This window comes from Thioalkalivibrio sp. ALJ3, from assembly GCF_000377205.1.
GTDB lineage: Bacteria > Pseudomonadota > Gammaproteobacteria > Ectothiorhodospirales > Ectothiorhodospiraceae > Thioalkalivibrio.
Genome location: NZ_KB897905.1, coordinates 118200 through 141314, shown reverse-complemented (window position 1 = coordinate 141314; position 23115 = coordinate 118200). Strand labels below are relative to the sequence as shown.

Annotated in this window: 21 protein-coding genes; 10 read left to right on the top strand and 11 right to left on the bottom strand. The window is 66.0% G+C overall.

Going from position 1 to position 23115, the window contains the following annotated elements; genetic code table 11:
• The first annotated feature begins 3 nt into the window (after window positions 1–3).
• Window positions 4–720: a DNA polymerase III subunit epsilon gene (gene dnaQ / locus C935_RS0100660; RefSeq protein WP_018860591.1), complete on the top strand. Its 717-nt coding sequence runs from the start codon at window positions 4–6 to the stop codon at window positions 718–720.
• A gap of 315 nt (window positions 721–1035) precedes the next feature.
• Here the strand turns inward: dnaQ and C935_RS0100655 are convergent, their stop codons facing one another.
• From C935_RS0100655 to C935_RS0100635, 5 genes are all read right to left on the bottom strand, one after another.
• A complete protein-coding gene (locus tag C935_RS0100655; RefSeq protein ID WP_018860590.1) occupies window positions 1036–2898 on the bottom strand; it encodes an SLC13 family permease in 1863 nt (620 codons plus the stop codon).
• A 66-nt stretch (window positions 2899–2964) separates the two neighbouring features.
• Window positions 2965–3264: a HigA family addiction module antitoxin gene (locus tag C935_RS0100650; protein WP_018860589.1), complete on the bottom strand. Its 300-nt coding sequence runs from the start codon at window positions 3262–3264 to the stop codon at window positions 2965–2967.
• A 28-nt stretch (window positions 3265–3292) separates the two neighbouring features.
• The gene (locus tag C935_RS0100645) at window positions 3293–3574 is read right to left on the bottom strand and encodes a type II toxin-antitoxin system RelE/ParE family toxin (RefSeq protein ID WP_026278562.1); all 282 of its coding nucleotides are present in this window, start codon (window positions 3572–3574) and stop codon (window positions 3293–3295) included.
• Between the two features lie 137 nt (window positions 3575–3711).
• Complete coding sequence (locus C935_RS0100640; RefSeq protein ID WP_018860587.1) at window positions 3712–5421, bottom strand: proline--tRNA ligase; 1710 nt, start codon at window positions 5419–5421, stop codon at window positions 3712–3714.
• A gap of 58 nt (window positions 5422–5479) precedes the next feature.
• Window positions 5480–5821 (bottom strand): phenylpyruvate tautomerase MIF-related protein, encoded by a 342-nt coding sequence (locus C935_RS0100635; protein WP_018860586.1) that lies wholly within the window; start codon window positions 5819–5821, stop codon window positions 5480–5482.
• Between the two features lie 213 nt (window positions 5822–6034).
• Here C935_RS0100635 and C935_RS0100630 point away from each other — a divergent pair, with 213 nt between their 5' ends.
• From C935_RS0100630 to C935_RS0100615, 4 genes are all read left to right on the top strand, one after another.
• The gene (locus tag C935_RS0100630; protein ID WP_018860585.1) at window positions 6035–7084 is read left to right on the top strand and encodes an efflux RND transporter periplasmic adaptor subunit; all 1050 of its coding nucleotides are present in this window, start codon (window positions 6035–6037) and stop codon (window positions 7082–7084) included.
• Window positions 7077–10382, top strand: a complete 3306-nt coding sequence (locus C935_RS0100625; RefSeq protein ID WP_018860584.1) for an efflux RND transporter permease subunit — start codon at window positions 7077–7079, stop codon at window positions 10380–10382. Before C935_RS0100630 ends, C935_RS0100625 begins: the two co-directional genes overlap by 8 nt.
• A 111-nt stretch (window positions 10383–10493) precedes the next feature.
• Window positions 10494–10712 (top strand): hypothetical protein, encoded by a 219-nt coding sequence (locus C935_RS0100620; protein ID WP_018860583.1) that lies wholly within the window; start codon window positions 10494–10496, stop codon window positions 10710–10712.
• Window positions 10713–10744: 32 nt separating this feature from the next.
• The gene (locus tag C935_RS0100615; protein ID WP_018860582.1) at window positions 10745–10951 is read left to right on the top strand and encodes a hypothetical protein; all 207 of its coding nucleotides are present in this window, start codon (window positions 10745–10747) and stop codon (window positions 10949–10951) included.
• A 21-nt stretch (window positions 10952–10972) separates the two neighbouring features.
• On the opposite strand, the gene C935_RS0100610 is transcribed toward C935_RS0100615, so the two are convergent.
• From C935_RS0100610 to C935_RS0100600, 3 genes are read right to left on the bottom strand one after another with little or no spacing between them, the layout of a single operon-like run.
• On the bottom strand, window positions 10973–12346 hold the full coding sequence (locus C935_RS0100610) for a nucleoside recognition domain-containing protein (protein WP_018860581.1): 1374 nt from the start codon (window positions 12344–12346) through the stop codon (window positions 10973–10975).
• A gap of 28 nt (window positions 12347–12374) precedes the next feature.
• The gene (locus C935_RS0100605; RefSeq protein WP_018860580.1) at window positions 12375–13229 is read right to left on the bottom strand and encodes an SDR family NAD(P)-dependent oxidoreductase; all 855 of its coding nucleotides are present in this window, start codon (window positions 13227–13229) and stop codon (window positions 12375–12377) included.
• Window positions 13230–13239: 10 nt separating this feature from the next.
• Window positions 13240–13617: a DsrE family protein gene (locus C935_RS0100600; protein ID WP_018860579.1), complete on the bottom strand. Its 378-nt coding sequence runs from the start codon at window positions 13615–13617 to the stop codon at window positions 13240–13242.
• Window positions 13618–13792: 175 nt separating this feature from the next.
• Between C935_RS0100600 and C935_RS0100595 the strand changes: the two genes are divergently transcribed.
• The 4 genes from C935_RS0100595 (at window position 13793) to C935_RS0100580 (ending at window position 17272) form a co-directional block, all read left to right on the top strand.
• Window positions 13793–14089, top strand: a complete 297-nt coding sequence (locus C935_RS0100595; RefSeq protein ID WP_018860578.1) for an FmdB family zinc ribbon protein — start codon at window positions 13793–13795, stop codon at window positions 14087–14089.
• 3 nt (window positions 14090–14092) lie between these two features.
• Window positions 14093–14743, top strand: a complete 651-nt coding sequence (locus C935_RS0100590; protein WP_018860577.1) for a DUF502 domain-containing protein — start codon at window positions 14093–14095, stop codon at window positions 14741–14743.
• 101 nt (window positions 14744–14844) lie between these two features.
• Window positions 14845–16629: an aspartate--tRNA ligase gene (gene aspS, locus C935_RS0100585; protein WP_018860576.1), complete on the top strand. Its 1785-nt coding sequence runs from the start codon at window positions 14845–14847 to the stop codon at window positions 16627–16629.
• A gap of 13 nt (window positions 16630–16642) precedes the next feature.
• The gene (locus C935_RS0100580) at window positions 16643–17272 is read left to right on the top strand and encodes a triacylglycerol lipase (protein WP_026278561.1); all 630 of its coding nucleotides are present in this window, start codon (window positions 16643–16645) and stop codon (window positions 17270–17272) included.
• Between the two features lie 18 nt (window positions 17273–17290).
• On the opposite strand, the gene C935_RS0100575 is transcribed toward C935_RS0100580, so the two are convergent.
• The 3 genes from C935_RS0100575 to C935_RS0100565 all read right to left on the bottom strand — a co-directional run bounded on the left by C935_RS0100575 (window position 17291) and on the right by C935_RS0100565 (window position 22172).
• Window positions 17291–18361, bottom strand: a complete 1071-nt coding sequence (locus tag C935_RS0100575; protein WP_018860574.1) for a DUF3524 domain-containing protein — start codon at window positions 18359–18361, stop codon at window positions 17291–17293.
• Between the two features lie 3 nt (window positions 18362–18364).
• Window positions 18365–21583: an EAL domain-containing protein gene (locus C935_RS0100570; protein WP_018860573.1), complete on the bottom strand. Its 3219-nt coding sequence runs from the start codon at window positions 21581–21583 to the stop codon at window positions 18365–18367.
• A 265-nt stretch (window positions 21584–21848) separates the two neighbouring features.
• The gene (locus C935_RS0100565) at window positions 21849–22172 is read right to left on the bottom strand and encodes a high-potential iron-sulfur protein (RefSeq protein WP_018860572.1); all 324 of its coding nucleotides are present in this window, start codon (window positions 22170–22172) and stop codon (window positions 21849–21851) included.
• 313 nt (window positions 22173–22485) lie between these two features.
• Between C935_RS0100565 and C935_RS0100560 the strand changes: the two genes are divergently transcribed.
• On the top strand, window positions 22486–23031 hold the full coding sequence (locus tag C935_RS0100560) for an outer membrane beta-barrel protein (protein ID WP_018860571.1): 546 nt from the start codon (window positions 22486–22488) through the stop codon (window positions 23029–23031).
• Window positions 23032–23115: the final 84 nt, after the last annotated feature.

Here is a 23115-nt window from a genome sequence, read left to right as displayed (position 1 = left end):
ACCATGCGACAGATCGTGCTGGATACCGAGACCACCGGCCTGGAGCCGGGCGAAGGGCACCGCATCATCGAGATCGGTTGCCTGGAATTGGACAACCGTCGCCCGACCGGGCGCAAACTGCACGAGTACCTGCAGCCGGATCGCGAGATCGATGCCGGGGCGATCGAGATCCACGGGATCACTAACGAGTTCCTCGCCGACAAGCCGCGTTTCGCCGATGTGGTCGGCGAGTTCATCGAGTTCGTGCGCGGGGCCGAGCTGATCATCCACAATGCGCCGTTCGATGTCGGCTTCCTCAATCACGAGTTGCGCCTGCTGGGCGACGCCGCGCCCGTGACGGAGCTGGCGGAGGCCTGCACCGTGCTGGATTCGCTGGTCATGGCACGGCGTATGCACCCGGGCACGCGCAACTCGCTGGACGCGCTGTGCAAGCGCTACGAGATCGATGCCTCCGGGCGCACGCTGCACGGCGCGCTGCTCGATGCCGAGCTGCTGGCGGACGTTTATCTGGCGATGACCGGGGGGCAGGTGGCGCTCGGGCTGGACGCCGGGGGCGAGGGTGGTGCCGAGGCTGGTGCGCCGGTGCGCGCGCAGCGCTCCGGCAAGCCCCTACCGGTGATCGAACCGGACGCCGACGAACAGGCCGCGCACGAGGCCCTGCTGCGCACGCTGGACGAGTCCGCTGGTGGGGCCTGTCGCTGGCGCGCGACCTCGTCCTGACGTAGGGAAACACTGATCAATGTACACACTCGCGTTGGCACCCCAGGTTTTCCGAGACAAGGCGCGTCGGGCAGCGGGTAGTGGTTCTACCCGCAAGCGGCGCAACGCAGAATCGGGGAACCTGGGGTGCCAACCCCTACAAGCTACTGAGAGACGGGGCTCGGCCGCTTTTGCGCGCGCACGGCGTTGCGGTTCCCTTGTGCAGAATGACTGCACGGCAGTCACCGCGCCTTGTTCGTACGCAAAAGCGACTCGAGCGCGAGCGTGTACATTGATCAGTGTTTCCCTTTGGCCTCCCGGCGCGGCCGGTCATGGTCAGAAGATCAGGTTGATCACCATCAGCGAGACGACCATGAACAGCAGGGTCATCAGCGAGCCGGCGCGCAGGTAGTCGGCCACGCGGTAGCCGCCCGGGTCCATGATCAGGGCATTCACCTGGTGGGTGGGTAGCAGGAAGGAGTTGGACGCGGCGATCGCCACGATCAGCGCGAACACCCGCGGATCGGCGTCGATGCCCACACCCTGGGCGACGGTGGCGAAGCTGACGGCCAGCGGGACCAGCAGGACGGTGGCTCCCACATTCGACATCACCAGCGTGAAGAAGGTGGTCAGCAGGAACACTGCGACCTGTAGCACCCAGACCGGCATCCCCTCCAGTTGTGCCATGCCGTTGGTCGCGATCCATTCGCCGGCGCCGGAGTTCTCCACCGCGAGCCCCAGCGGGATCAGCGAGGCCAGCAGAAACACTGTCTTCCAGCTGATACCGCGGTAGGCCTCGTCCATCGCGATCACGCCGGTCAAGATCATCCCCAGCGCACCCCCCAGCAGGGCCAGTGCCAAAGGCAGATCGGTGAACAGCACCAGTCCCAGTCCCAGCGCCAGCGAGCCGAGGGCGGCCAGCGGCCGATGGCTGGCGGGCGCTTCGCGCCGACGACGCGGGTAGCGGCTGGTGACCACGACGAAGTCGCGGTCATCCTCCAGTGCCTGCAGGTGTTCCCAGGGGGTATGCACCACGAGGGTGTCGCCGGCCTTGAGCGGGGTATCGGGGACCTCGTCGATGATCAGGTCGTCCCCGCGCTGGATACGGAGTACGGAGATGCCGTAGGTCCGGCGCATACCCTTGTCACGCACGGTCTGGCCGATCAGGTCGGAGCCGGGGGGTACGATCACCTCGGCAATCCCGCCATAACGGGCCGACATTGCACGCGCGAATACGTCCAGTTTGTCCTTGAGGATTGTCCCGGTGTTGCCGCAGGTCTTCTCGATCGTGGTGACCGGGCCCAGGATGGCCAGGTGAGCACCGCGTTCCAGTTCGATTTCGCGGTTGGGCTCGATGCGGGTCTCGTCGCCGGTGGTGACGCCCACCACATGCACGTCAAAGGCGGCCTCGAAGTCGCCCACGCGCATCCCGGCCAGCGAGCTGTCCTCGCCCAGGCGGGCCTCGCGCACACCGAAGTCCATGCCATATACGTCCCGGAACCAGGCCGAGGTGGTCTGTACCCGGCTCTCGTCCGGGTCCTCGCTCCAGGGCTCGCGGGCTGGCAGGACCCAGTGCCCGAGGATTGCGAAGTACAGGATCAGGGTGGCCAGCAGCGCCAGCCCGATCGGGGTCACGTCGAACAGCCCGAAGTCGTCCAGGTGCCCGGGCATCAGGTCGTTGAGCAGGATCAGCGGGCTGGAGGCGACCAGCGTCAGCGTGCCGCCTACGATGGCGGCAAAGCCCATCGGCATCAGCAGGCGCGAGCGCGGGATGCGCGCGGCCGCGCCGATGCGGTTGATCACCGGCATGAACAGGGCGGCGGCCCCGATGTTCTGCATGAAGGAGGTGACGATGCCCACGGCACCCGAGGTCGTGGCCATGACCCGACGTTCGGTGTGCCCGCCAAAGCGCAGGATCAGGTCGGCCAGGCGGTTCATCACCCCGGAGCGGTCCAGGCCCGTGCCGATAATCATCACCGCGATGATCGCGATCACCGCGTTCGAGGCGAAGCCCGAGAACAGTTCCTCCCCCTCGACGATTGGCGCCACGCCCGGTACCAGCGCGACCATGCCGAGCAGGAACAGTACGCTCAGCGCCGCCAGGTCGATCCGGATAATCTCGGTGACGAACAGCAGGATCGTCAGGACCAGCAGCCCGAACACGATCCCCATTTCCAGGGTGAAGGCGACCGATTCCATCAGAGGAGGCCCTGTTTGTCGGGATCGGTTGGGGCGGGACGGTCGTCGATGCGGGAGCCGCCTAAATCAGGCAACGCGTGGACGTACTTCTTGCTCGAGCCGAGGCCCCAGGGACTGGCGGGCCTGATCGAGCTCGAAGTGATCCTGGAGGTTCATCCAGAACTCGGGCGAGGTGCGGAAATAACGGCCCAGGCGAAGCGCCGTATCCGCCGTGATCGCGCGCTTGCCCTGCACGATCTCGTTGATTCGACGGGGGGGCACGCTGATGTCGTGCGCTAGGCGGTACTGGCTGATGCCTGCCTCCTCGATGAATTCGGCCAAGTGCTGGCCTGGGTGGATCGGGGCCTCGATATGCTGAGTTGTCATCGTCGCCTCCGTGGTGGTGGTCGTCGAGTCAGTGGTAGTCAACGATCTCGACGTTGTAGGCGTGACCGTCTCGCCATTCAAAGCAGATGCGCCACTGGTCGTTGATCCTGATGCTGTGCTGGCCTGCGCGGCCGCCTTTCAGGGCCTCTAGTCGATGCGAGGGAGGCTGGCGCAGATCCTCGAGGCGTGTGGCAGCGTGGATGCGCGCCAGACGCATTCGTGCCCGGTGCGTTACCTCGTTGGGAAGCCGGCGCGCCCTCTCGCCCCGGGCCAGCCGCGCGGCTTCCTTGCCGCGGTAGCTCTGGATCATGGATCAATATTAACGCGCTACGTTATTAGTGCGCAAACGGTTGCCGTATCGGGACATCTAATGGAACGCCGATCCAGATATGCGTCCGCTGCTTCCTCGCCCTTGGCTGCGAACGAGGTGCGGTGACCGCCGAGCGGTCATTGCAGGCGTTCGCGCAGGGCGTCGAGCAGGCCGTCCATCGGGAGGTGTTCGGCCTCGCTGGCGGTGCGCACCTGGTATTCGAGTTCGCCGGCGTCTAGGCCGCGTTCGCCGATGACCAGGCGGTGCGGGATGCCGATCAGCTCCATGTCGGCGAACATTACGCCGGGACGCTGTTCGCGGTCGTCCAGCAGGACCTGGAAGCCGGCGGCCTCCAGTTCGTCGTGCAGCTGCTCTGCGGCCTCGCGCACGCGCTGGGACTTCTTGGCGCCTATCGGGCACAGGGCGATGTCGAAGGGGGCGATCGCTGTCGGCCAGCAGATGCCGCGCTCGTCCGAGTTCTGCTCGATCGCGGCGGCGACCACGCGCGAGACGCCGATGCCATAACAGCCCATGGTCACCACCTGTTCGCGGCCGTCCTCGTCGAGCACACGCGCACCCAGGGCCTGCGAATATTTGTCCCCGAGCTGGAAGATGTGGCCGACCTCGATACCACGGCGGATCTCGATCGGGCCGGAGCCGTCCGGGGCTGGCTCGCCCTCGGTGATGTTGCGCAGATCGGCGCTCTCCGGACTGGGCAGGTCGCGCTCCCAGTTCACGTGCTTGAGGTGGTGGCCGTCCTCGTTGGCCCCAACCACCATGTCGGCCATGCCGAGTGCGGTCCGATCGGCCAGCACCGGGATCGGACTGCCCACGGGCCCCAGCGAACCCGGGTCGGCGCCGAAGGCGGCACGGATCTCGGCCGCCTCGGCCATGCGCAGGGGTTCGGCAACCCACGGGTGTTTCTCGGCCTTCACGGCATTGAGCTCGTGGTCGCCGCGCAGGACCAGCGCGACCAGATCGGCATCGACCTCGTCGGAGGCGGCGACGACCAGGGTCTTGACGGTCTGTGCGGTCGGGATGTCGAGAAAGTTCGCCAGGTCCTCGATGGTATGGACCCCGGGGGTCGCGATCTTTTCCATTTCACCGCTGGGGGGCGGGGCCTGGGCCGGCTTCGGGCACGTGGCGAGCTCGACGTTGGCGGCATAGCCGCCCGGGGAGAAGGCGATCGCGTCTTCGCCCGAACTGGCGAGCACGTGAAATTCGTGCGAGGCGTTGCCGCCGATCGCGCCGGTGTCGGCCTCTACCGCGCGGAAGTCCAGTCCGCAGCGTCCGAAGATGCGGCAGTAGGCATCGTGCATCTGCTGGTAGGTCTGCCCCAGCGAGGCGGCATCCAGGTGGAAGGAGTAGGCGTCCTTCATCAGGAACTCGCGGGCGCGCATTACGCCGAAGCGCGGGCGGCGCTCGTCACGGAACTTGGTCTGGATCTGGTAGTAGTTGACCGGCAGCTGGCGGTAGCTGCGGATCTCGCGGCGCACGAGATCGGTGATGACTTCCTCGTGGGTCGGCCCGAAGCAGAAGTCGCGCTCGTGGCGATCCTTCAGGCGCAGCAGCTCGGCGCCGTAGAAGTCCCAGCGACCGGACTCCTGCCACAGTTCGGCTGGCTGCACGGCCGGCATCAGCACCTCCAGCGCGCCCGCGCGGTCCATCTCCTCGCGCACGATGTTCTCCACCCGGCGCAGCACGCGCAGCCCCAGTGGCAACCAGGTGTACAGCCCGGCGGCCAGGCGCCGGACATAGCCGGCACGCAGCATCAGCTGGTGGGAGACGATTTCGGCGTCGGCCGGGGTTTCCTTCAGGGTGTTCAGCGGGAATTGCGAGACGCGCATCGGGGCAGTCCGTTATCAAGTGCGTGAGAGAAATGACGGCCCACCGGGCCGCGACGATTCAGAACGTTGTGCCGTTGGTACCCCAAAAATGGCGCGGAGCGTCGGCGAACTCGATGTAGACCCGGGCCGGGTCCAGAGCCAGTTCGGCCTGCAGCGCATCGCACAGCTTGCGCGAGAGTTCGCGCGTCAGGCCCTCGGGCAGGCCAATGCTCTTCAGCTCGCAGTAGGCGAGCGGGTCGGTGCTGCCGGCGAAGCACATCGCCGGGTTGTGCGTGCAGGCGACCATCACGTAGCCCTCCGGTTTGCCCAGCCATTCGGCGACCTGCGAGGACAGGCGCTGGCACAGTCCCGCAGCATCGTCGGGCAGGGTGGCGTTGGTCTCGACTCGCAGAAGCGGCATCTCGGCTCCCCTTCGATTGGCTAAGGCGCCACATGATACGGCCAGTGGACGGGCCGTGCAGGCCACGGTGTGCCGCCTGAAGATATAGCTATACTCACCGTAGGGTATTTTCTGGCGTCGGCGTTGCCCTTGGCGCGCAATCGGCGTATAAATTAGAAAACTCTAATATAAGATGCCCCGCCGGAATCGATAGCAGGGAAGGAACTTAAGCCGATGACACCCAAGTGGATGCGCCCGGCCCTCTGGGCCCTATTGCTACTGCCGTTCGCCGCCCAGGCGGACTTTCCGTTCGAGACTGCGACCGCCGAACGCCAGGCCCTTGCGCAGGAGCGCATCCTGGATGGTCGCGTCGAGGCCGTGCAGCGTTCCACGATCTCGGCGCAGACCTCCGGCCGGGTGCGCGAGATCTACGTCGACGTAGACGACTTCGTCGAGGCGGACGAGCTGCTGTTGCGCATTAGCGATTCCGAGCAGCAGGCGCGTGTGAGCCAGGCCGAGGGCGATCTGGCCGAGGCCCGTGCCCGCTTTGGCGAGGCACGCTCCGAGTTCAACCGCATCCAGGACGTATTCGAGCGGGGCGTGGTATCGCGTTCGGAATTCGAGCGCGCGGAGGCCGAGCTGGAATCGGCCCGGGCGCGTTTGCGCTCGGCCGAGGCCCGCGTCGAGGAGGCCCGTGAGCAGCTGGGTTACACCGAAGTGTTCGCACCGTTTTCCGGAATCGTTACTGAGCGCCACGTGGAGTTCGGGGAGTCGGTCAGCCCCGGCTCGCCGCTGCTCTCGGGGATTAGCCTGGACCGTCTGCGCGTGGAGGTGGATATCCCGCAACGGCTGATCCACGCGGTACGCGAGCGCCGCGAGGCCGAGGTTCTGCTGAATGACGACCAGCGGCTCGTGGCCGAGAGCCTGACCATCTTCCCCTATGCCGACCCGGCGAGCTCCACCTTCCGTATCCGCGTGAATCTGCCGGAGCAGGAGGACCTGGGTCTGTTCCCCGGCATGTTCGTGAAGACGGCGTTCTTCCTGGACGACGTCGAGCGCCTGACCGTCCCGCGCGAGGCCGTCGTCTATCGCAGCGAGGTTACCGCCGTGTACGTGATCGACGACGAGGACCGGGTGCGCTTTCGTCAAGTGCGTGTGGGCCGCACATATGATGGCGATATCGAGATCCTGGGTGGCCTGAGCGAGGGCGAGCGCGTGGCGCTGGATCCGGTGCACGCGGCGATCTACCTGAAGGAACACCAGCCGGTGGGTGCCGATGAGTGATGTCAGCACGGACGCGGCATCCGGCCGCATGGGGATTTCCGGGCGCATCGCCCAGGCCTTCCTGACAACCCAGATCACGCCGCTTCTGGCCCTGCTGGGCCTGTTGCTGGGGCTGTTCGCGATTCTCGTCACCCCGCGCGAGGAGGAGCCGCAGATCAATGTGACCATGGCCGACGTGTTCATCCCGTTCCCCGGGGCGAGCGCCGAGGAGGTCGCGCAGCTGGTGGCAACGCCCGCCGAGCAGGTGCTCTCGGAGATCGAGGGCATCGACGACATCTATTCCACCTCGCGCCCCAACATGGCGCAGATCACCATTCAGTTCGAGGTCGGCGAGGACCGCACGGCAGCGCTCGTGCGCCTGTACAACCAGGTGTTCTCCAACCAGGACTGGCTGCCCCAGGGGCTGGGGGTCGGCGAGCCGATCATCAAGCCGATGGGCATCGACGACGTCCCGATCGTCAACGTAACGCTATGGACCGAGGACGAGGAGCGCGGCGGCCATGATCTGTTGCGCGTGGCGCATGCCCTGGAATCCGAACTCAAGCGCGTCCCCGGCACCCGTGACATCTATACCGTCGGGGGCCCGGATCATGTGGTGCATGTGCGCTTCAAGCCGGAGACGCTGGCCGCCTATAACCTGTCGGTGGACGACCTGCGCGACAGCCTGCAGGCCTCGAATTTCTCCCGCGATGCCGGCCGCCTGTACCAGGACGACCAGGAGATCCTGATCCAGGCCGGCGACTTCATCACCGAGCCCGAGGCCTTCGCCGGGCTGGTGGTCGGGATGCACGACGACCGCCCGATCTACCTGTCCGACGTCGCCGAGGTGATCCAGGGCCCGGCGTATGCGACCGAACATGTGCGCTTTGCCCATGGTGCGGCCGCCGGGGATCGTGCGCGTATTGGCGAGAGCCACCCGGCGGTCACCGTGGCGATTGCCAAGCAGCCGGGCACCAATGCTCCGGATATCGCCGACGCCCTGATCGAGCGGCTCGAGCAGCTGCGCGGGACGTACATACCCGACGGTATCGAGACCACGATTACCCGCAACTATGGCGCGACCGCCGACGACAAGGCGAACACCCTGATCCAGAAGCTCGTGCTGGCGACGGCCTCGGTGGTGATCCTGGTCTGGATCGCGTTGGGCTGGCGCGAGGCCTTCATCGTCGGCGTGGCGGTGGTGATTACGCTGGCGATCACGCTGTTCGCCTCCTGGGCCTACGGCTTCACGCTCAATCGCGTGTCGCTGTTCGCGCTGATCTTCTCCATCGGGATTCTCGTGGACGACGCCATCGTGGTGGTGGAGAACATCCACCGGCACATGGTCCAGGGTGGCAAGAAGTTCCTCGAAGCGATCCCGGTCGCGGTGGACGAGGTGGGCGGGCCGACGATCCTCGCAACTTTTACCGTGATCGCGGCGCTGCTGCCGATGGCGTTCGTCACCGGCCTGATGGGGCCGTACATGAGTCCGATCCCGATCAACGCCTCGATGGGGATGATCATCTCCCTGGCGGTGGCCTATGTGGTCACGCCCTGGCTGACGTACAAGGTCCTGCGGCGTCAGGCCGAGCAGCACGAGCACGCCGCCCCGGCCGCGGGTGGCCACGCCCCGGAGGGCGAGAGTGCCTCTGCCGGCCTGATGAAGATCTTCAACACCCTGCTGATGCCGTTCCTGGGGACTGGCGGGCGCAAGAAGGCCAATCGTCTGGCGCTGTGGGTGGGTACGCTGGTGCTGATCCTGGGTTCCGTCTCGCTGGCGTACTTCCAGTTGGTGGTCATGAAGATGCTGCCGTTCGACGACAAGTCGGAGTTCCAGGTGGTGCTGGACATGCCGGAGGGGACCAGCCTGGAGCGCACCTCCATGGTGCTGTCCGAGATGGCCGATTACCTGAAGACCGTGCCCGAGGTCGACAACGTGCAGACCTACGCGGGTACCGCCGCGCCGATCAACTTCAATGGCCTGGTGCGGCAGTACTACTTGCGCGAGGGCAGTCATGTCGGGGACATCCAGGTGAACCTGACCCACGCCAATGACCGCTCGCGCAAGAGCCACGACATCGCGCTCGGCGTCCGCGAGGCGATCAACATGATCGCCGACCACCACGGCGGGGCGGTGAAGGTGGTCGAGGTGCCGCCGGGGCCGCCAGTGATGTCGCCGATCGTGGCCGAGATCTACGGCCCGGACTACAGCGGCCAGATCGAGGTCGCGAAGAAGGTGCGCGAGGTGTTCGAGAACACCGAGGGCATCACCGACATCGACGACTCGGTGGAATACCCGGGGCCGAAGAAGATCCTGCAGGTGGACCGCGAGCGGGCCGCGCGCCTGGGTGTTTCGCAGCAGGCGGTGGTGCAGGCGATCGAGACCGCGCTGTCCGGCGAGGACGTGACCTACCTCTACGGCTCCAACGTGAAGTACGCGGTCCCCGTTCGGCTCGAATTCGACCAGGCCGAAAAGGGCAGCCTGGACCCCGTGCTGGGGCTCAAGGTGCGCGCGCGAAACGGTGCCCTGGTGCCGTTGTCCGAGGTCGTCAACGTAGTGGATTCCAGCCTCGAGCACTCGATCCACCACAAGAATCTGCTGCCGGTGGTCTATGTGGTGGGTGATCTGGCCGGCGGGCTGGACAGCCCGCTGTACGGCATGTTCGAGATGTTCTTCGGGCTGCGCGACAAGCCAATGGCCTATGACGAGCCGCTCGAGCAGCTCTTCATCAACCAGCCGGACAACCCGTACAACTTCTCGCTGAAATGGGACGGCGAGTGGCAGGTGACCTACGAGACCTTCCGCGACATGGGCATCGCCTACTCGGTGGGGCTGATCCTGATCTACCTGCTGGTGGTCGCTCAGTTCCGCTCGTACATGGTGCCGCTGATCATTATGGCGCCGATCCCGCTGACGGTGATCGGGGTGATGCCGGGGCATGCGTTCATGGATGCGTTCTTCATGGACGCCAAGTTCACCGCGACCTCGATGATCGGGATGATCGCGCTGGCCGGGATCATCGTGCGCAACTCGATCCTGCTGGTGGACTTCATCAACGACGAGATCCGCCGCGGCGTGGACGTGATCGACGCGGTGGTGCATGCCGGCGCGGTGCGCGCCAAGCCCATCATCCTGACCGGCCTGGCGGCGATGGTCGGCGCCGGGTTCATCCTCGACGATCCGATCTTCTCCGGCCTGGCGATCTCGCTCATCTTCGGCGTGTTCGTCTCCACGCTGCTGACGCTGGTGATCATCCCGGTGCTGTATTACCTGTACGTGCGCAACCGCACCGAGGCGATCCGCGCCCAGAGCGCGTAGGCGTCACCGGCATTGCGCCTGCGGGCGCAATGCCGGAGTCCGGATCCGGCGTTTTCGCTGCCGACGCGCGAGCCGCTACAATCTCCGCTTTGACCGAACGGGAGTTACCCGATGGATGTCGAGATGGGAGAAGAGGGCCTGAATGTCCTCGGGATCAGCCGCGAGCAGTGTGCAACACTGGTCGAGGCCCTGAAGGCCAGCGAGGACCAGCGTTTTATGGATGACCCGGACCTGCGCAGGCTGTTCAAGCTGCTGGCCGTGCTGCAGAGCGACCTGTGGGACGACATGACCGCCGGACAGTTCGACTTCGCCCCCTACAAGAAACAGTAGCGACTCGCGCGCTGTTCCCTCAGGAGTCTGGAATGTCCGACAACGGATCCCGCCGTCCCTCGAACTTCGTAATCGGCAACATCTTCCTCGCTGCGGCTGCGCTGATGCTGTTCTTCTTCGTCACCCTGTGGGAATACCTCGGGGTGATCGCGCTGGTGCTGTGGATGGCGCTGGCCGCGATCGGTGTCTACTTCATCGTCAAGGACAAGGACATCAATCCCGGCGGTCCGCCGAACTGACCGCGCTGCGCGGGAGACTCGTTACAGGAACAGGATGGCCACGATGGTCACGGCCGCGATTACCGCGACGGCATCGGCCGTCAGTGCAGCGGCCAGGGTGTGGCGTACGCGCTTGACGCCGATCGCGCCGAAGTACACGGCGAGCACGTAGAACGTGGTCTCGGTCGAGCCCTGCAGGGTGGAGACGAGGATGCCGACGTGGGTGTCCGGGCCGGTGGCCGGGTCTTGCATGATGCCGGCCATGATCCCGTAGGCGCCGGAGCCGGACAGCGGGCGCAGCAGGGCCATCGGCAGGGCCTCGGCCGGCAGGCCGAACGGGGTCGTCAGCGGACCGACCAGCCCGACGAACATCCCCAGCGCACCGCTCTCGCGCAGCATCCCCACCGCGACCAGGATCGCCACCAGATAGGGAATGATGCGCAGGGCCACGTTGAAGCCCTCCTTGGCCCCCTCGACGAAGACCTCGTAGACCGGCACGCCGCGGATCACCCCGTAGGACAGGAAGCCGACGACCAGCCCCGGGATGATCCAGGGGGCGATTGCCTGGCCATACACGATCGTCAGCGGGATGATCGCCAGCACCCCCAGCAGGACCAGGATCGAGACCCAGGCCGGATAGCCCTCGGTGGGGACCTCGATGTTCATCGGCTGTTGATCGGGCTGGCCGCTGTCCTGTTCGCGGTTTTCGGCCGTCGCTGGTTCGGTGCTGTCCTGGCTGGCTTCCCGGATCGTTTCTTCCAGCCCGTCGGAGCTGGAAGAGGCATCGGCATCGATCGAGCGGGTGGGGGGCGGGCTGCGGAAGTAGCGCTGCAGGATCAGGGCGCTGGTGATGCCGGCGATGGTCGCGAACAGCGTGGCGAACAAGGTGGTCGGCAGGATTGCGGCCGGGGCCTCGGAACCCAGCGAGGCGCGTAGCGCGATTACCCCGGTAGGCAGCAGCGTGATGCTGGAGGTGTTGATCGCCAGGAACAGCGCCATCGCATTGGTCGCGGTACCCGGGTGCGGATTCAGCTTCTCCAGCTCCTGCATCGCGCGGATGCCGAACGGTGTCGCGGCGTTACCCAGCCCGAGGATGTTGGCGGAGAAGTTCAGGATCATCGCGCCCATCGCCGGGTGCTCCGGCGGGACCGACGGGAACAGGCGCACCATCAGCGGGCGCAGCAGGCGCGCCAGCACGGTGAGCAGGCCGCCGGCCTCGGCGATCTTCATCAGCCCGAGGAACAGCGCCATGACCCCGACCAGCCCGAGTGCGAGCTCGACCGCCGAGCTGGCGGCGTCGATCGCGCCTTCGGACAGGGCCTGCATCGGTTGTTCGTCGGGGTCCGTGGACTGGAACTCGCGGATCGCGGCCGTGGCCACGGCGATCACAATCAGCGCGAGAAAGATCAGATTCATGCGGCGCCCGCCCCTGGCCGCGCGGGCATCAGCGGTTCTCCCCGCGCGATACCCCGCGCAGAACGGCATCCATTGCGCGCGCCGGTAGCAGCCACTTGAGGAAGGCGAACAGCTTGGTCGGGAAGGTGATGCGGTAGCGCACCCGCGGACGGCGGGCCTCAAGCGCGTGCACCACGCAGCGGGTGACGGCCTCCGGGCCGAGGGTAAACGGGGCGTCCGACTCGGCGTTGGCCATGCGCGCCTCGGCGGCGCGGTAGGTCTCGGCCCAGGGGCTGTGCTCGCGGTGGATGTGGCGGCGGAAGGCCTTCAGGGCGTTGGCGCGGAAGGCGCTGCGAATCGGGCCGGGCTCGACCAGGCTCACGTGGATACCCGTGCCGTGCAGCTCCTGGCGCAGGGTGTCGCTCATGCCCTCGATCGCGAACTTGGAGGTCACATAGGCCCCACGCAGGCGCAGAGCGGCAAAGCCGAGTACCGAGGAGTTCTGGATGATCCGTCCCTCGCCAGCGCGGCGCATCGCTGGCAGCACCGCATTGGTCAACTCCAGCCAGCCGAGTACGTTGGTCTCGAGCTGGGCGCGCAGGGTGGCCCGGTTCAGATCCTCCACTGCGCCGGGCTGGCCGTATGCGCCGTTGTTGAAGAGTCCGTAGAGGTGGCCGTCGGTCCGGTGCAGGGTCTCGGTGACCGCGCTGCGAATGCTGGCGGAGTCGTCCAGGTCCAGCTGCAGGGCCTCGAAGCCCTCCTTCTTCAGGCGCGCCACATCCTCGCCGCGCCGGGCGGTAGGAAACACACGATAGCCGCGCTCGCGCAGAGCACGGGCAGTGTGCAGCCCGATCCCGCTGGAGCAGCCGGTAATCAGGACAGCACGGGTTTGGGGCTCGCTCACCGGACCCGACTCAGTAGGTCAGGGTGGCCACGCCGTCCTCGACGACCTCGCCGATAAAGGCGCCACCGCCGCGCATGCCGTCCAGCTCGGGGATCGCGTTGTCCAGGGTCAGACCGTTCTCGTCCATTGCGCCGGCACAGGCGTAGAAGCGGCAGCCGGCCTCGTGGGCATCCTGCATGAAGCTGTAGACCGACTTCTCTCGAGCCTCGCCGGGATAGATCTTGTCTGCCACGCCCTGACGCAGCAGGCGCGTGGTACCGGCGGCAAAGTACATCTCGACTTCCAGATCCATCGCGGCCGCGACGGTCGCCTGGAAGAACGGGGCGCCCAGCGTGCCGGGGCGGTCCAGATCCAGGTTCAGCAGCATGATCACGATCTTTTCGGCCATGACAGGTCCTTGCGGGCAGTGCGTGCGTGTATGGGGCGAATGATCGACGCTGTACGCCACGGGCGCAATACTGGGACCGGGAAAGGCCTTTTATTCCCGGGAAACGCCCGCATAATACGCCTCGAACCGTTTTGTTGCGGACGTTGTCGCGGACGCGTAGCCGAGGAATACACGCATGCCCATATACGAATATCAGTGCAAGGACTGTGGCGAGATCTCCGAGCTCCTGCAGAAGATCTCCGATCCGCCGGCCACCACCTGTCCCGAGTGTGGCGCCGAGGCCCTGACCAAGCAGGTCTCCGCCGCCGGCTTTCGCTTGGCGGGCGGCGGCTGGTACGAAACCGACTTCAAGAAGGATGGCAAGCGCAATCTGAAAGATAGCGGTGGCGCCAGCAATGACTCCGGCAAGACGGCGTCCGCAGCACCGGGCAAGCCCGAGGCGACCCCCAAAGCGGCGGCGGCCGGCACCTGATCGATGCTGGTCTCCCTGCGCCGCTACCTGATTGCAGGGCTGCTGGTCTGGCTGCCGCTGATCGTCACCGGCTTCATCATCAAGCTGCTGGTCGACCTGCTGGACTTCACCATCCTCCTCCTGCCGCCGGCCTGGCGGCCGGAGGCCTTGCTCGGATTTTCGATCCCCGGTGCCGGGATCGTGATCGCCATCGTGGTCGTGTTCGTCACCGGCGTGATCGTGGCCAATATCGTCGGCCGCAAGCTGGTCTCGCTGGGCGAGTCCATTGTGCACCGCATCCCGCTGGTCAGCTCGATCTACGGGGCGGTCAAGAAGCTCACCGAGACGGTGCTGGCCGATGGTGGCCAGGCCTTTCGCAAGGTGGTGATGATCGAGTACCCGCGTCGGGGGCTGTGGTCCGTGGGCTTTATGACCGGCACGGGTGCCGGTGAGGTGCAGGAGCGCACCGAGCGCGACGTGATCACGGTGTTCGTCCCGACCACGCCCAACCCCACCTCCGGCTTCGTGCTGCTGGTCCCGCGCGAGGAGGCAGTCGAACTCGACATGACGGTCGAGGACGGGCTCAAGTTCGTGATGTCCATGGGCGTGGTTACGCCGATGTCGAGCCCCGCCGAGGCCCCGGCTCCGGTTGCGCGAGAGCAGGGCAAATCGTAAGATTTCCGGCCTTTTCGCGGGCGCAGGCGCGGAGTTTGCCCCGCTTTCCCGACTAACCGTGCAGGCCCTCCGCGGGCGTGCCCTTCGGCTGGAACAGCGCAATGCGAACTCATCTGTGTGGACGTGTCACCGAGAACGAACTCGACTCGGAGGTGACCCTTTGCGGCTGGGTGAACCGCCGGCGTGACCACGGGGGCGTGATCTTCGTTGACCTGCGCGACCATACGGGCCGGGTGCAGGTCGTGTTCGATCCCGACCGCGAGGACGTATTCGGCCGCGCCGAGCAGCTGCGCAGCGAATTCGTAATCCGCATGACCGGCCGCGTGCGCCGCCGCCCCGAGGGCACCGAGAACCCCGACCTGTCCACCGGCGCGGTGGAGATCCTGGGTCTGCAGCTGGAGGTCCTGAACGCCGCGAAGACCCCGCCATTCCCGCTGGATGACGAGGACGTCGGCGAGGATACCCGCCTGCGCTATCGCTACGTGGACCTGCGCCGCCCGGTGATGCAGGAGCGCCTGCGCCTGCGGGCGAAGGTCTCCGCGGCCATGCGCCGCTTCCTTGAGGAACGCGATTTCCTCGACCTCGAGACCCCGATGCTGACCAAGGCCACGCCGGAGGGCGCGCGCGACTACCTGGTGCCCAGCCGCACGCATCCGGGCAGCTTCTTTGCCCTGCCGCAGTCGCCGCAGCTGTTCAAGCAGCTGCTGATGATGTCCGGCATGGACCGCTATTACCAGATCACCCGCTGCTTCCGCGACGAGGACCTACGTGCCGACCGCCAGCCGGAGTTCACCCAGCTGGACATGGAGATGGCGTTCGTCGACGAGGCCGACGTGATGGACGTGACCGAGGGCCTGATTCGGCACCTGTTCCGCGAGGTGCAGGGCGTCGAGTTGCCCGATCCGTTCCCGCGCATGGCCTACGCCGAGGCGATGGCCCGTTTCGGCTCCGACAAGCCGGATCTGCGTATCCCGCTGGAGTTCACCGAGCTGACCGAGGTGATGCAGGCGGTGGAGTTCAAGGTGTTCAACGGCCCGGCGAACGACCCCGAGGGCCGTGTGGCCGCGCTGCGTGTGCCGGGCGGGGCGAAACTGACGCGCAAGGAGATCGACGTCTATACCGAGTACGTCGGCCGCTACGGCGCGAAGGGCCTGGCCTATATCAAGGTCAATGACCCGGCGGATCTCGAGGGCGGGCTCCAGTCGCCGATCCTGAAGTTCCTGCCGGAGGACGTGACCCGGCAGATCCTGGACAAGACCGCGGCCGCCGCCGGCGACCTGATTTTCTTCGGCGCCGACAAGGCCTCGGTGGTCAACGAGGCGATCGGTGCGCTGCGCGTGAAGCTCGGCCACGACCTGGAGATGGTCGAGGCGGGCTGGCAGCCGCTGTGGATCGTCGACTTCCCGATGTTCGAGTATGACGACGGGGACAAGCGTCTGTATGCCCTGCATCACCCGTTCACCGCCCCGGCGGTGGACAGCCCGGACGATCTGCGCAACAACCCGCGCGAGGCCCTGTCCCGCGCCTACGACATGGTCCTCAACGGCACCGAGGTCGGCGGCGGCTCCATCCGTATCCACAACCCCGAGATGCAGTGGGCCGCATTCGAGGCCCTGGGCATCGGCGAGGACGAGGCGCGAGAGAAGTTCGGCTTCCTGCTGGATGCGCTGGAATTCGGCGCCCCGCCGCATGGCGGCCTGGCCTTCGGCCTGGACCGTCTGGTGATGCTGATGAGCGGCGCCCATTCCATCCGCGACGTGATGGCCTTCCCCAAGACCCAGACGGCCGCCTGCCTGCTGACCGACGCCCCGGCGCCGGTCGGCGAGAAGCAGCTGCGCGAGCTGGGCATCCGCCTGCGCGCCAGCGCCACGCAACAGGCTGGGTAGGCGTCTCTCCGCCGTGGCCGGCATGCGCGCCAGCGTTGTCACCGTCCATGGCTGGCATATGCCGGGTCTGGAACTGGCGTTGCTCGAACGCCGGCTGCGTGCGGGCGGGCTGGAGGTTCACCGTTTTCATTACGCCTCGCGCCGACAGACCCCGGAACAGGCGGCCCGTTCTCTCGCCGCCTTCGTCGAGGAAGTCCCTGGAGACCTGGTGCACCTGGTGGCCCACAGCCTTGGCGGCATCATCGTGCGCCATCTGTTTACCGTGGCCCCGGTCCAGCGGCCTGGCCGCATCGTGATGCTGGGCTCGCCGCTGGCGGGCAGCCGCGTCGCCGCGCGCCTGGCGCGTAACCGGCTCGGCCGCTGGTGGCTGGGAGCGGCACTGGATCGCGGTCTGCTGGGCGGCAGCCCGATCCTGCGCGGGCGCGAGATCGGGATGATCGCCGGTAGCCGCGCGATCGGGCCGGCGCCGCTGTTCGCGCATATGCCGCCCCCGCATGACGGCTTCGTTGCGGTGGACGAGACGCGCGGCCCGGATGTCTCGCGGCACCTGACGCTGCCGGTTTCGCATACGGGGATGCTGTTCGATGCGACCGTTGCCCGTGAGACCCTGCATTTTCTCGACCGTGGCGACTTCCTGCCCTGAGTGCACCGCTTGACCCGCCTAACGCCGGATCTTCACGAGCCTTTCCACCTGTTCCTGCCACTGCGGACCCACGTGCTGTGTGTACCACGGGTCGACAGCGGGGACGCGCGGGCGCGGGCCGTTCAGCCACTCGCCCAGGCGCGCGGCCAGGGCCCCGGGGTCGCCGGCGGGATAACGACAGGCTGCGGGGTATTGCTCGGGGTAGACCAGGGCATCGGGTACTAGTGGCAACGCCCCCGCACTCGTGGCCTCCAGCAGCGAAAGCCCCTGAAACTCGTGGCGCGCGGTACTGACCACGATCCCCGCCCTGCACAGCCAGTGTTCGTACTCCGCGCGTGTGCAACGTCGATCCACTTCGATGTGTCCCGCCAGATCCTGGCGCAGCCGCGCGAGGGCGTCCGGGGTCCTGGAAGGCCGGGGACCGAGCAGGGCGAGCCGGAAGTCGAACCCCTGGTCGGCCAGTTGTCGCAGGGCCTCGGCGAAGTCTCCCGGGGCCTTGTCGTATTCCCAGCGGTGATTCCACAGGATCAGGTTGGCATCGCGTTGGGCGTCCTTGCGGCGCGGGATGGCGCTGACAGGGACAGGGAGGATCTCGCTGCGGGCGGCGAGCGTCGCGCTCAGACCCGTTGGTACTTGGTCCGGCATGCGTGCGAGCAGGGCATCGACACCCGCCAGGAAGGAGTCGCGGTTGTAGCGCGAGTTGAACGCGACCTGATCGGCGGCCAGCGCACCGTAGAGCTGCACCATCTGCGGATCCACCGAGCGGTTCTGGCGGGGGCTGGCGGGGTAGGCGAACTGGTTCTCGTGGAAGTAGTACAGCGCAGGGGTGTGTGCGAGCGCCGGGTGCAGCCCGCGCAGCGTTGCAAGGTCGACCATTGAAGTCGCAATGATGGCGTCCGGGCGGACGTCCCCCAGGCCCTCGAGCCAGGAGAGCGGGCTGCCCCGAATGCGCCACCGAAAATGGCGTCCGGGCAACTCTCTGCGGTCCCAGTCGAACGCGGGGAACTGGTGGGTCAGCCAGTCGGCCCAGGCGGCATGGCTGTCCGCGCGGTAGGCCGAAAGCAGCAGGATGCGGGGGGTGGACCTCACACCTTAAGGGGCGTGGTCCGGTGCAAAGTCCTGTGAGGGGCGGTGCAGGTAGTAGCCCTGGACCATATCGACCCCCAGGTCGGCCAGCATCGCAAGGGTGGCGGCGTCTTCCACACACTCGGCCACAGTCCATTTCTCCAGGCCGCGGGCGACATCGACCATCGCACGGATGAACGCCTGATTGTCGCGGTTGTTGGCCAAGTCGCGCACGAACATGCCATCGATCTTGAGCACCTGGACACCCAGGTACTTGAGGTAGGCAAAGGTGGAGAAGCCGGAGCCAAAGTCATCCAGGCAGACGAGGCAACCGGTTTGCTGCAGCGCCTCAATGAAGCGCTGGGCGTCCTGCATCTCGGAGACGGCCGCCGTTTCGGTGAGTTCGATGATCAGCCGCTTGGGGTCGACCTGCTGCTTGCCCAGTTCGCTCTCGATGTACTGTGGCAGCCCGGGCTCGTCGAAGCTGCGACCGGAGATGTTGATCGCGATCCCCGGTAGCTCGGAGTGCCTGGCCAGGCGCGCGATGGCCTCGACGATGACCCAGCGGTCGATATCGAGGATTTGCCCCGTTTTTTCGGCTACCGGGATAAATTGCCCCGGCATCACCACTTCGTCGGGGGCCAGCGGGTCGCGCATGCGAACCAGGGCCTCCATGTGGTTCAGCGCCCCGTTTTCCACGTGGTAGATCCCCTGGAAATGCAACTCGAACTGTCCATTCTCCAGCGCCTTGCCAATGCGTTGACTCCAGCTCATGCGCTCGAGCATGCGTTCGGCGGTGTTGCGGCTGGGATCGAAGACCGCCCAGGTGTTCTTGCCGGCGTCCTTCGCCTGGTACATCGCGGCATCGGCGTGTGCCACCAGGTCCTCGACATTGTCGCCGTGTTCAGGATAGCGCGCGATCCCGATACTCGCGGTCAGGCGATAGTTCTGGCCGCGGAAACGAAACGGGATCGCGGAAATCGCGCGCGCTACCCGCTCGGCCAGGCCTTCGGGCTCCTGTTCCGATGCGTGGTCGATCAGGATGGCAAATTCGTCGCCACCGAGACGGGCAAAGATCTCCTCGCCACGTACCAGGCTCGCAATCTCGCCGGCCGCACGCACCAGGACCGTGTCGCCGGCGCGGTGGCCGAAGGTGTCGTTGATGGTCTTGAACTCGTCCAGATCGAAATAGATCAGTGCGAAATGGGTATCACGGCGGCGCGCGGTCTGGATCGCCTGGTCCAGCCGGCGCTGGAAGCGGTGCCGGTTGTACAGGCCGGTCAGCGGGTCGTGTTCGGCCAGATAGACCAGCTGTTGGGCCGTCTGGCGTTCGTGCGTGACATCCTCGTACAGCCAGAGCCGCCCGATGGAGCGCTCGTCGGTGTCGTGTACCGGGTAGGACAACTGGGTCAGAATGCGGCCATCGTAGAGATCCACTTCGAAGCGTTCGCTGATCTCGTGGGTGTCGAGTACGTGCAGCACGTGGCGCGAGGCGTGATCGGGTCGGGCAAAGCGGTGGGTGGAATGTTCGAGCACCGCGCGTGAGGGCTGCCCGATCAATTCGATCTCGTCGGAGATCGCCCACATCCGGCGAAACGCGGGGTTCACGTACTCGATCTGCCCCTGGCGGTCCTCGAACAGGATGCCAATGCTCATGGCCGAGAGCAGCGAGGCCATGCGCCCCTGTTCGCGGCGCGTGAGGTCCAGAAGGCGCGCCTGTTCGTCGCGCGAGGCCTCGAGGTCCTCCAGTGCCTCCAGCAGCGCGGCTTCGTTGCGCTTGCGCTGACTGATGTCGTGCACGATGGCGACATAACGCGGGCGTTCACCACGGGGGGCGACCAGCTGCAGGGAGATATGCACGGGTACCTGATGGCCGGCGGCGTGCTGGTGAGTGGTCTCGAACAGCAACTGGTCACGTTCGCCTCGGCGCAGGGGTTCCAGCAGGCTGCGAAAGCGGGTCTCCGGATACTCGGGTTTGATGTCGTAGGGATGCAGCTGCAGCAGTTCCTCGCGGGTGCGGCCTGTCTGGTCCATCGCCCCCTGGTTGACATAGATGAACTGCAGGCTGTCCACATCGAACAGGAAGACGCCGTCCAGCGTCAGGTCCAGCGTGCTGCGAAAGGCCTCCAGTTCCTCACTGCGTCGTTCGAGTTCGCGGGACGTGGTGACCAGTTCATGGGCATCGAACACATGGCCCTGCAGATAGGCCAGGCGCCCTTGTGCGTCGTAGATGCCAGCGCCCCGCTCAAAAACCCAGCGCACGTGACCGTCTCGGCTGACGGCGCGGTACTGGGCCTGATACGTGCCGTCTCGCTTGAGTCCTGTTTGGACGCAATTCCATACGAGCTCGGAGTCATCCGGATGGATCCATGCGGCTAAGGTGGCGTCGCCGCGGTAGAAGTCTTGGGCATCATGGCCGGTCAGCTCGCGTACCTCGCCGTCGATGAAAAGCACGTCCCACTGCGGGTTGTTACGGCAGCGATAGACAAAGCCATTGAGTGTTTCCAGCACTCTGAGCAGGTCATCGTTATGCTGCGCCCCGATACTGCGGGCGAGGCTGATTAATGCCAGCGTAAAGAGCACCGCGACTAACGTGCGAAGCGCCTGGACAGGCACCCCGGTCGCGGCCAGAAAGTCCCCCTGGGACGGCAGCCACTGGGGAAGGGCGACATCGACCTGCGCCGGGAAGGGCAGGAACGCGGCATAGGCCAGAAACGCGACCGACGCGATTCCCAGTGCCGGAACCAGTCGGCTCGCCTCCGCGCCGGAACCGGGATGCCGCATGTGCAGCCAGAATGCGATCCCCGTAAGCAAGGCGCCCGGAAAGCCGATCAGATAGCGCGCCCCGTTGGCGAGTGCCAATGCCGGTTCAGTGGCGGCCACCAGCATCGCGCCCAGGCCGGCTCCGAGGGCGCCATACACCAACCAGGCTGGCAGGCCCAGGGGGGGACGAATATCGAGCAGCACCCGGCGGCCGAACTCCAGCAGAGGCAGATAGGAGGCCGCCAGCCAGGCCGCCAGGAACCCGCGGTCGCCGAACGCTCCCAGGTCATGGTGCAGCCCGATGGCGTTGAGAAAGCCGTAGGTCCCGTGTAACAGCCCAAACGGAACCAGCCAACCCACATGGGTGGCGAAGGGTACGAAGCGCTCGCGGCGCGGCAGCATCAGCGCCACGATGCCAAGAATGAAGAACGCGAGCCCGTTGAGCGCGTACAGCAGTGTCAGTGGGGCGGTATCCAGGCCCACTAGCTAGATGGAAACTCGGATTGGGGGGGTGGGGCCTTGCGTGCAGGACAAGCTGGTATGCGACTGGAGTGGAGCACGTGGTAGTCCTTTCACGGGCGGGTCGTCGTCCGATAACGTCCAGTTGGCAAGGAAAGTTGAGCGATTCAGGTCCAAGCCTGACCTGTTTGTGACCCAGTCCGCAAGTCGCGGCCGTCGATCGAGTGGTCCCCAAACGTGAACACCGCCCGGAGGCGGTGTTCACTAGTGCCGTCAGGCGGTGTGGTGATCAGCCGCCACGGACATGGGCATCGCACCAGCCCTCGGCGTTGACCAGCACTTCCTGGAACGCCTGATGGTGGCAGCCACCCCAGCCGTTTTCCTCTTCGCCCGCCCAGAAGGCGCAGTTTTCACAGGTCGCACCGTCTTCATAGGCGTCGTGGTCGGCCGCGTCGGCTGCGTCGTTCACGTAATCATGGGCGTGACCGTCCTCGGCCTTCGGCTTGGCATAGGCGACGCCGAAGGTTGTCAGACTCGCGAGCGGGATGGCCGCCACGGCCACGGAAGCGCGGCGGAGAAAGGCTCGACGGTTCGCGTTCGGTTGATCGGACATGGAGTGACCTCCGTAAAGCATTTGAATTTATTCTGAAGCCGATCCGGGGTACGCGGGGTACCGGCGAATCAGTCCATTTGAGTACGGGACTGGGCGGGTGTTCCCGGAAACTTTCGCCGTGGGTCGGCCCCGCCCCGGAAGATGCATCTGCGTCACGGAAAATTCCATTGCGCTCGTATTCCGTCGCTGAGCGTTCCGTTCAGGTTCCCGGGTGCCGATCGATGATCTAGGATTCGAGTCATGCCGTCGGCCGGTGGCGGTTCGGGAATCGGCCCGGTGGCAAGTCCTGGATGGAAAGACGCGGAGGTGGGCTATGTTGAAGAGTCGTTCGTTCTGGGTGGTGCTGGCGGCGGGTGCCGTTGCGCTGGCGACTACCGGCATCGCGCAAGCGCAGGAGCGGGGTGCCCAGCCAAGCCTGGCCGTGATGGCCGGTTCGGTTTCGCCCGACCCGTCGGGCACCAGCTCGGACTGGGGCTATGGCATCGAGTTCGGTCACAACTGCCGGTTGTTGCAGCCGCCGGTCGGGGTGCTTCGGCATAATCTCAGCGTCAGTCGCTACAGCGAGGATCCGCTACGCATGACCAGCGCCGAACTCAACAGCCACTGGATGTTCGATGCGACGCCGAACCTGCAGATCGGTTTTGGCCCCGGGCTGGGTTATGTGCGCGCCAAGCTGGGTGACGAAACCAACGGCGTCTGGGCGGCACAGCTGGGGGGCAGCCTGAAGTACAACATGGATAACCGCATGTTTCTCGGGCTGGAGGCACGCCACCAGTTCACCGAAAGTGATCGCTTTCGCAATGGCCGCGAAGACGTGGACAACTTTCGCGTGATGGCCAAGGTGGGCATGAATTTCTAGGCCACTTGGCAGGCTTGGGACAAACCCCGCGGCCAGGCTTGCCGGTCGCGGGGTCTTCGCCGAGGATGGGGGATCATATCTCGT

Coding starts and splice junctions, on each gene's coding strand:
- C935_RS0100600 (WP_018860579.1), bottom strand. CDS start 13,617: ATGGCCGAAAAGATCGTGATCATGCTGCTGAACCTGGATCTGGACCGC.
- C935_RS0100630 (WP_018860585.1), top strand. CDS start 6,035: ATGACACCCAAGTGGATGCGCCCGGCCCTCTGGGCCCTATTGCTACTG.
- C935_RS0100635 (WP_018860586.1), bottom strand. CDS start 5,821: ATGCCGCTTCTGCGAGTCGAGACCAACGCCACCCTGCCCGACGATGCT.
- C935_RS0100615 (WP_018860582.1), top strand. CDS start 10,745: ATGTCCGACAACGGATCCCGCCGTCCCTCGAACTTCGTAATCGGCAAC.
- C935_RS0100590 (WP_018860577.1), top strand. CDS start 14,093: ATGCTGGTCTCCCTGCGCCGCTACCTGATTGCAGGGCTGCTGGTCTGG.
- C935_RS0100640 (WP_018860587.1), bottom strand. CDS start 5,421: ATGCGCGTCTCGCAATTCCCGCTGAACACCCTGAAGGAAACCCCGGCC.
- C935_RS0100655 (WP_018860590.1), bottom strand. CDS start 2,898: ATGGAATCGGTCGCCTTCACCCTGGAAATGGGGATCGTGTTCGGGCTG.
- C935_RS0100560 (WP_018860571.1), top strand. CDS start 22,486: ATGTTGAAGAGTCGTTCGTTCTGGGTGGTGCTGGCGGCGGGTGCCGTT.
- C935_RS0100565 (WP_018860572.1), bottom strand. CDS start 22,172: ATGTCCGATCAACCGAACGCGAACCGTCGAGCCTTTCTCCGCCGCGCT.
- C935_RS0100645 (WP_026278562.1), bottom strand. CDS start 3,574: ATGATCCAGAGCTACCGCGGCAAGGAAGCCGCGCGGCTGGCCCGGGGC.
- C935_RS0100610 (WP_018860581.1), bottom strand. CDS start 12,346: ATGAATCTGATCTTTCTCGCGCTGATTGTGATCGCCGTGGCCACGGCC.
- C935_RS0100625 (WP_018860584.1), top strand. CDS start 7,077: ATGAGTGATGTCAGCACGGACGCGGCATCCGGCCGCATGGGGATTTCC.
- C935_RS0100620 (WP_018860583.1), top strand. CDS start 10,494: ATGGATGTCGAGATGGGAGAAGAGGGCCTGAATGTCCTCGGGATCAGC.
- dnaQ (WP_018860591.1), top strand. CDS start 4: ATGCGACAGATCGTGCTGGATACCGAGACCACCGGCCTGGAGCCGGGC.
- aspS (WP_018860576.1), top strand. CDS start 14,845: ATGCGAACTCATCTGTGTGGACGTGTCACCGAGAACGAACTCGACTCG.
- C935_RS0100650 (WP_018860589.1), bottom strand. CDS start 3,264: ATGACAACTCAGCATATCGAGGCCCCGATCCACCCAGGCCAGCACTTG.
- C935_RS0100595 (WP_018860578.1), top strand. CDS start 13,793: ATGCCCATATACGAATATCAGTGCAAGGACTGTGGCGAGATCTCCGAG.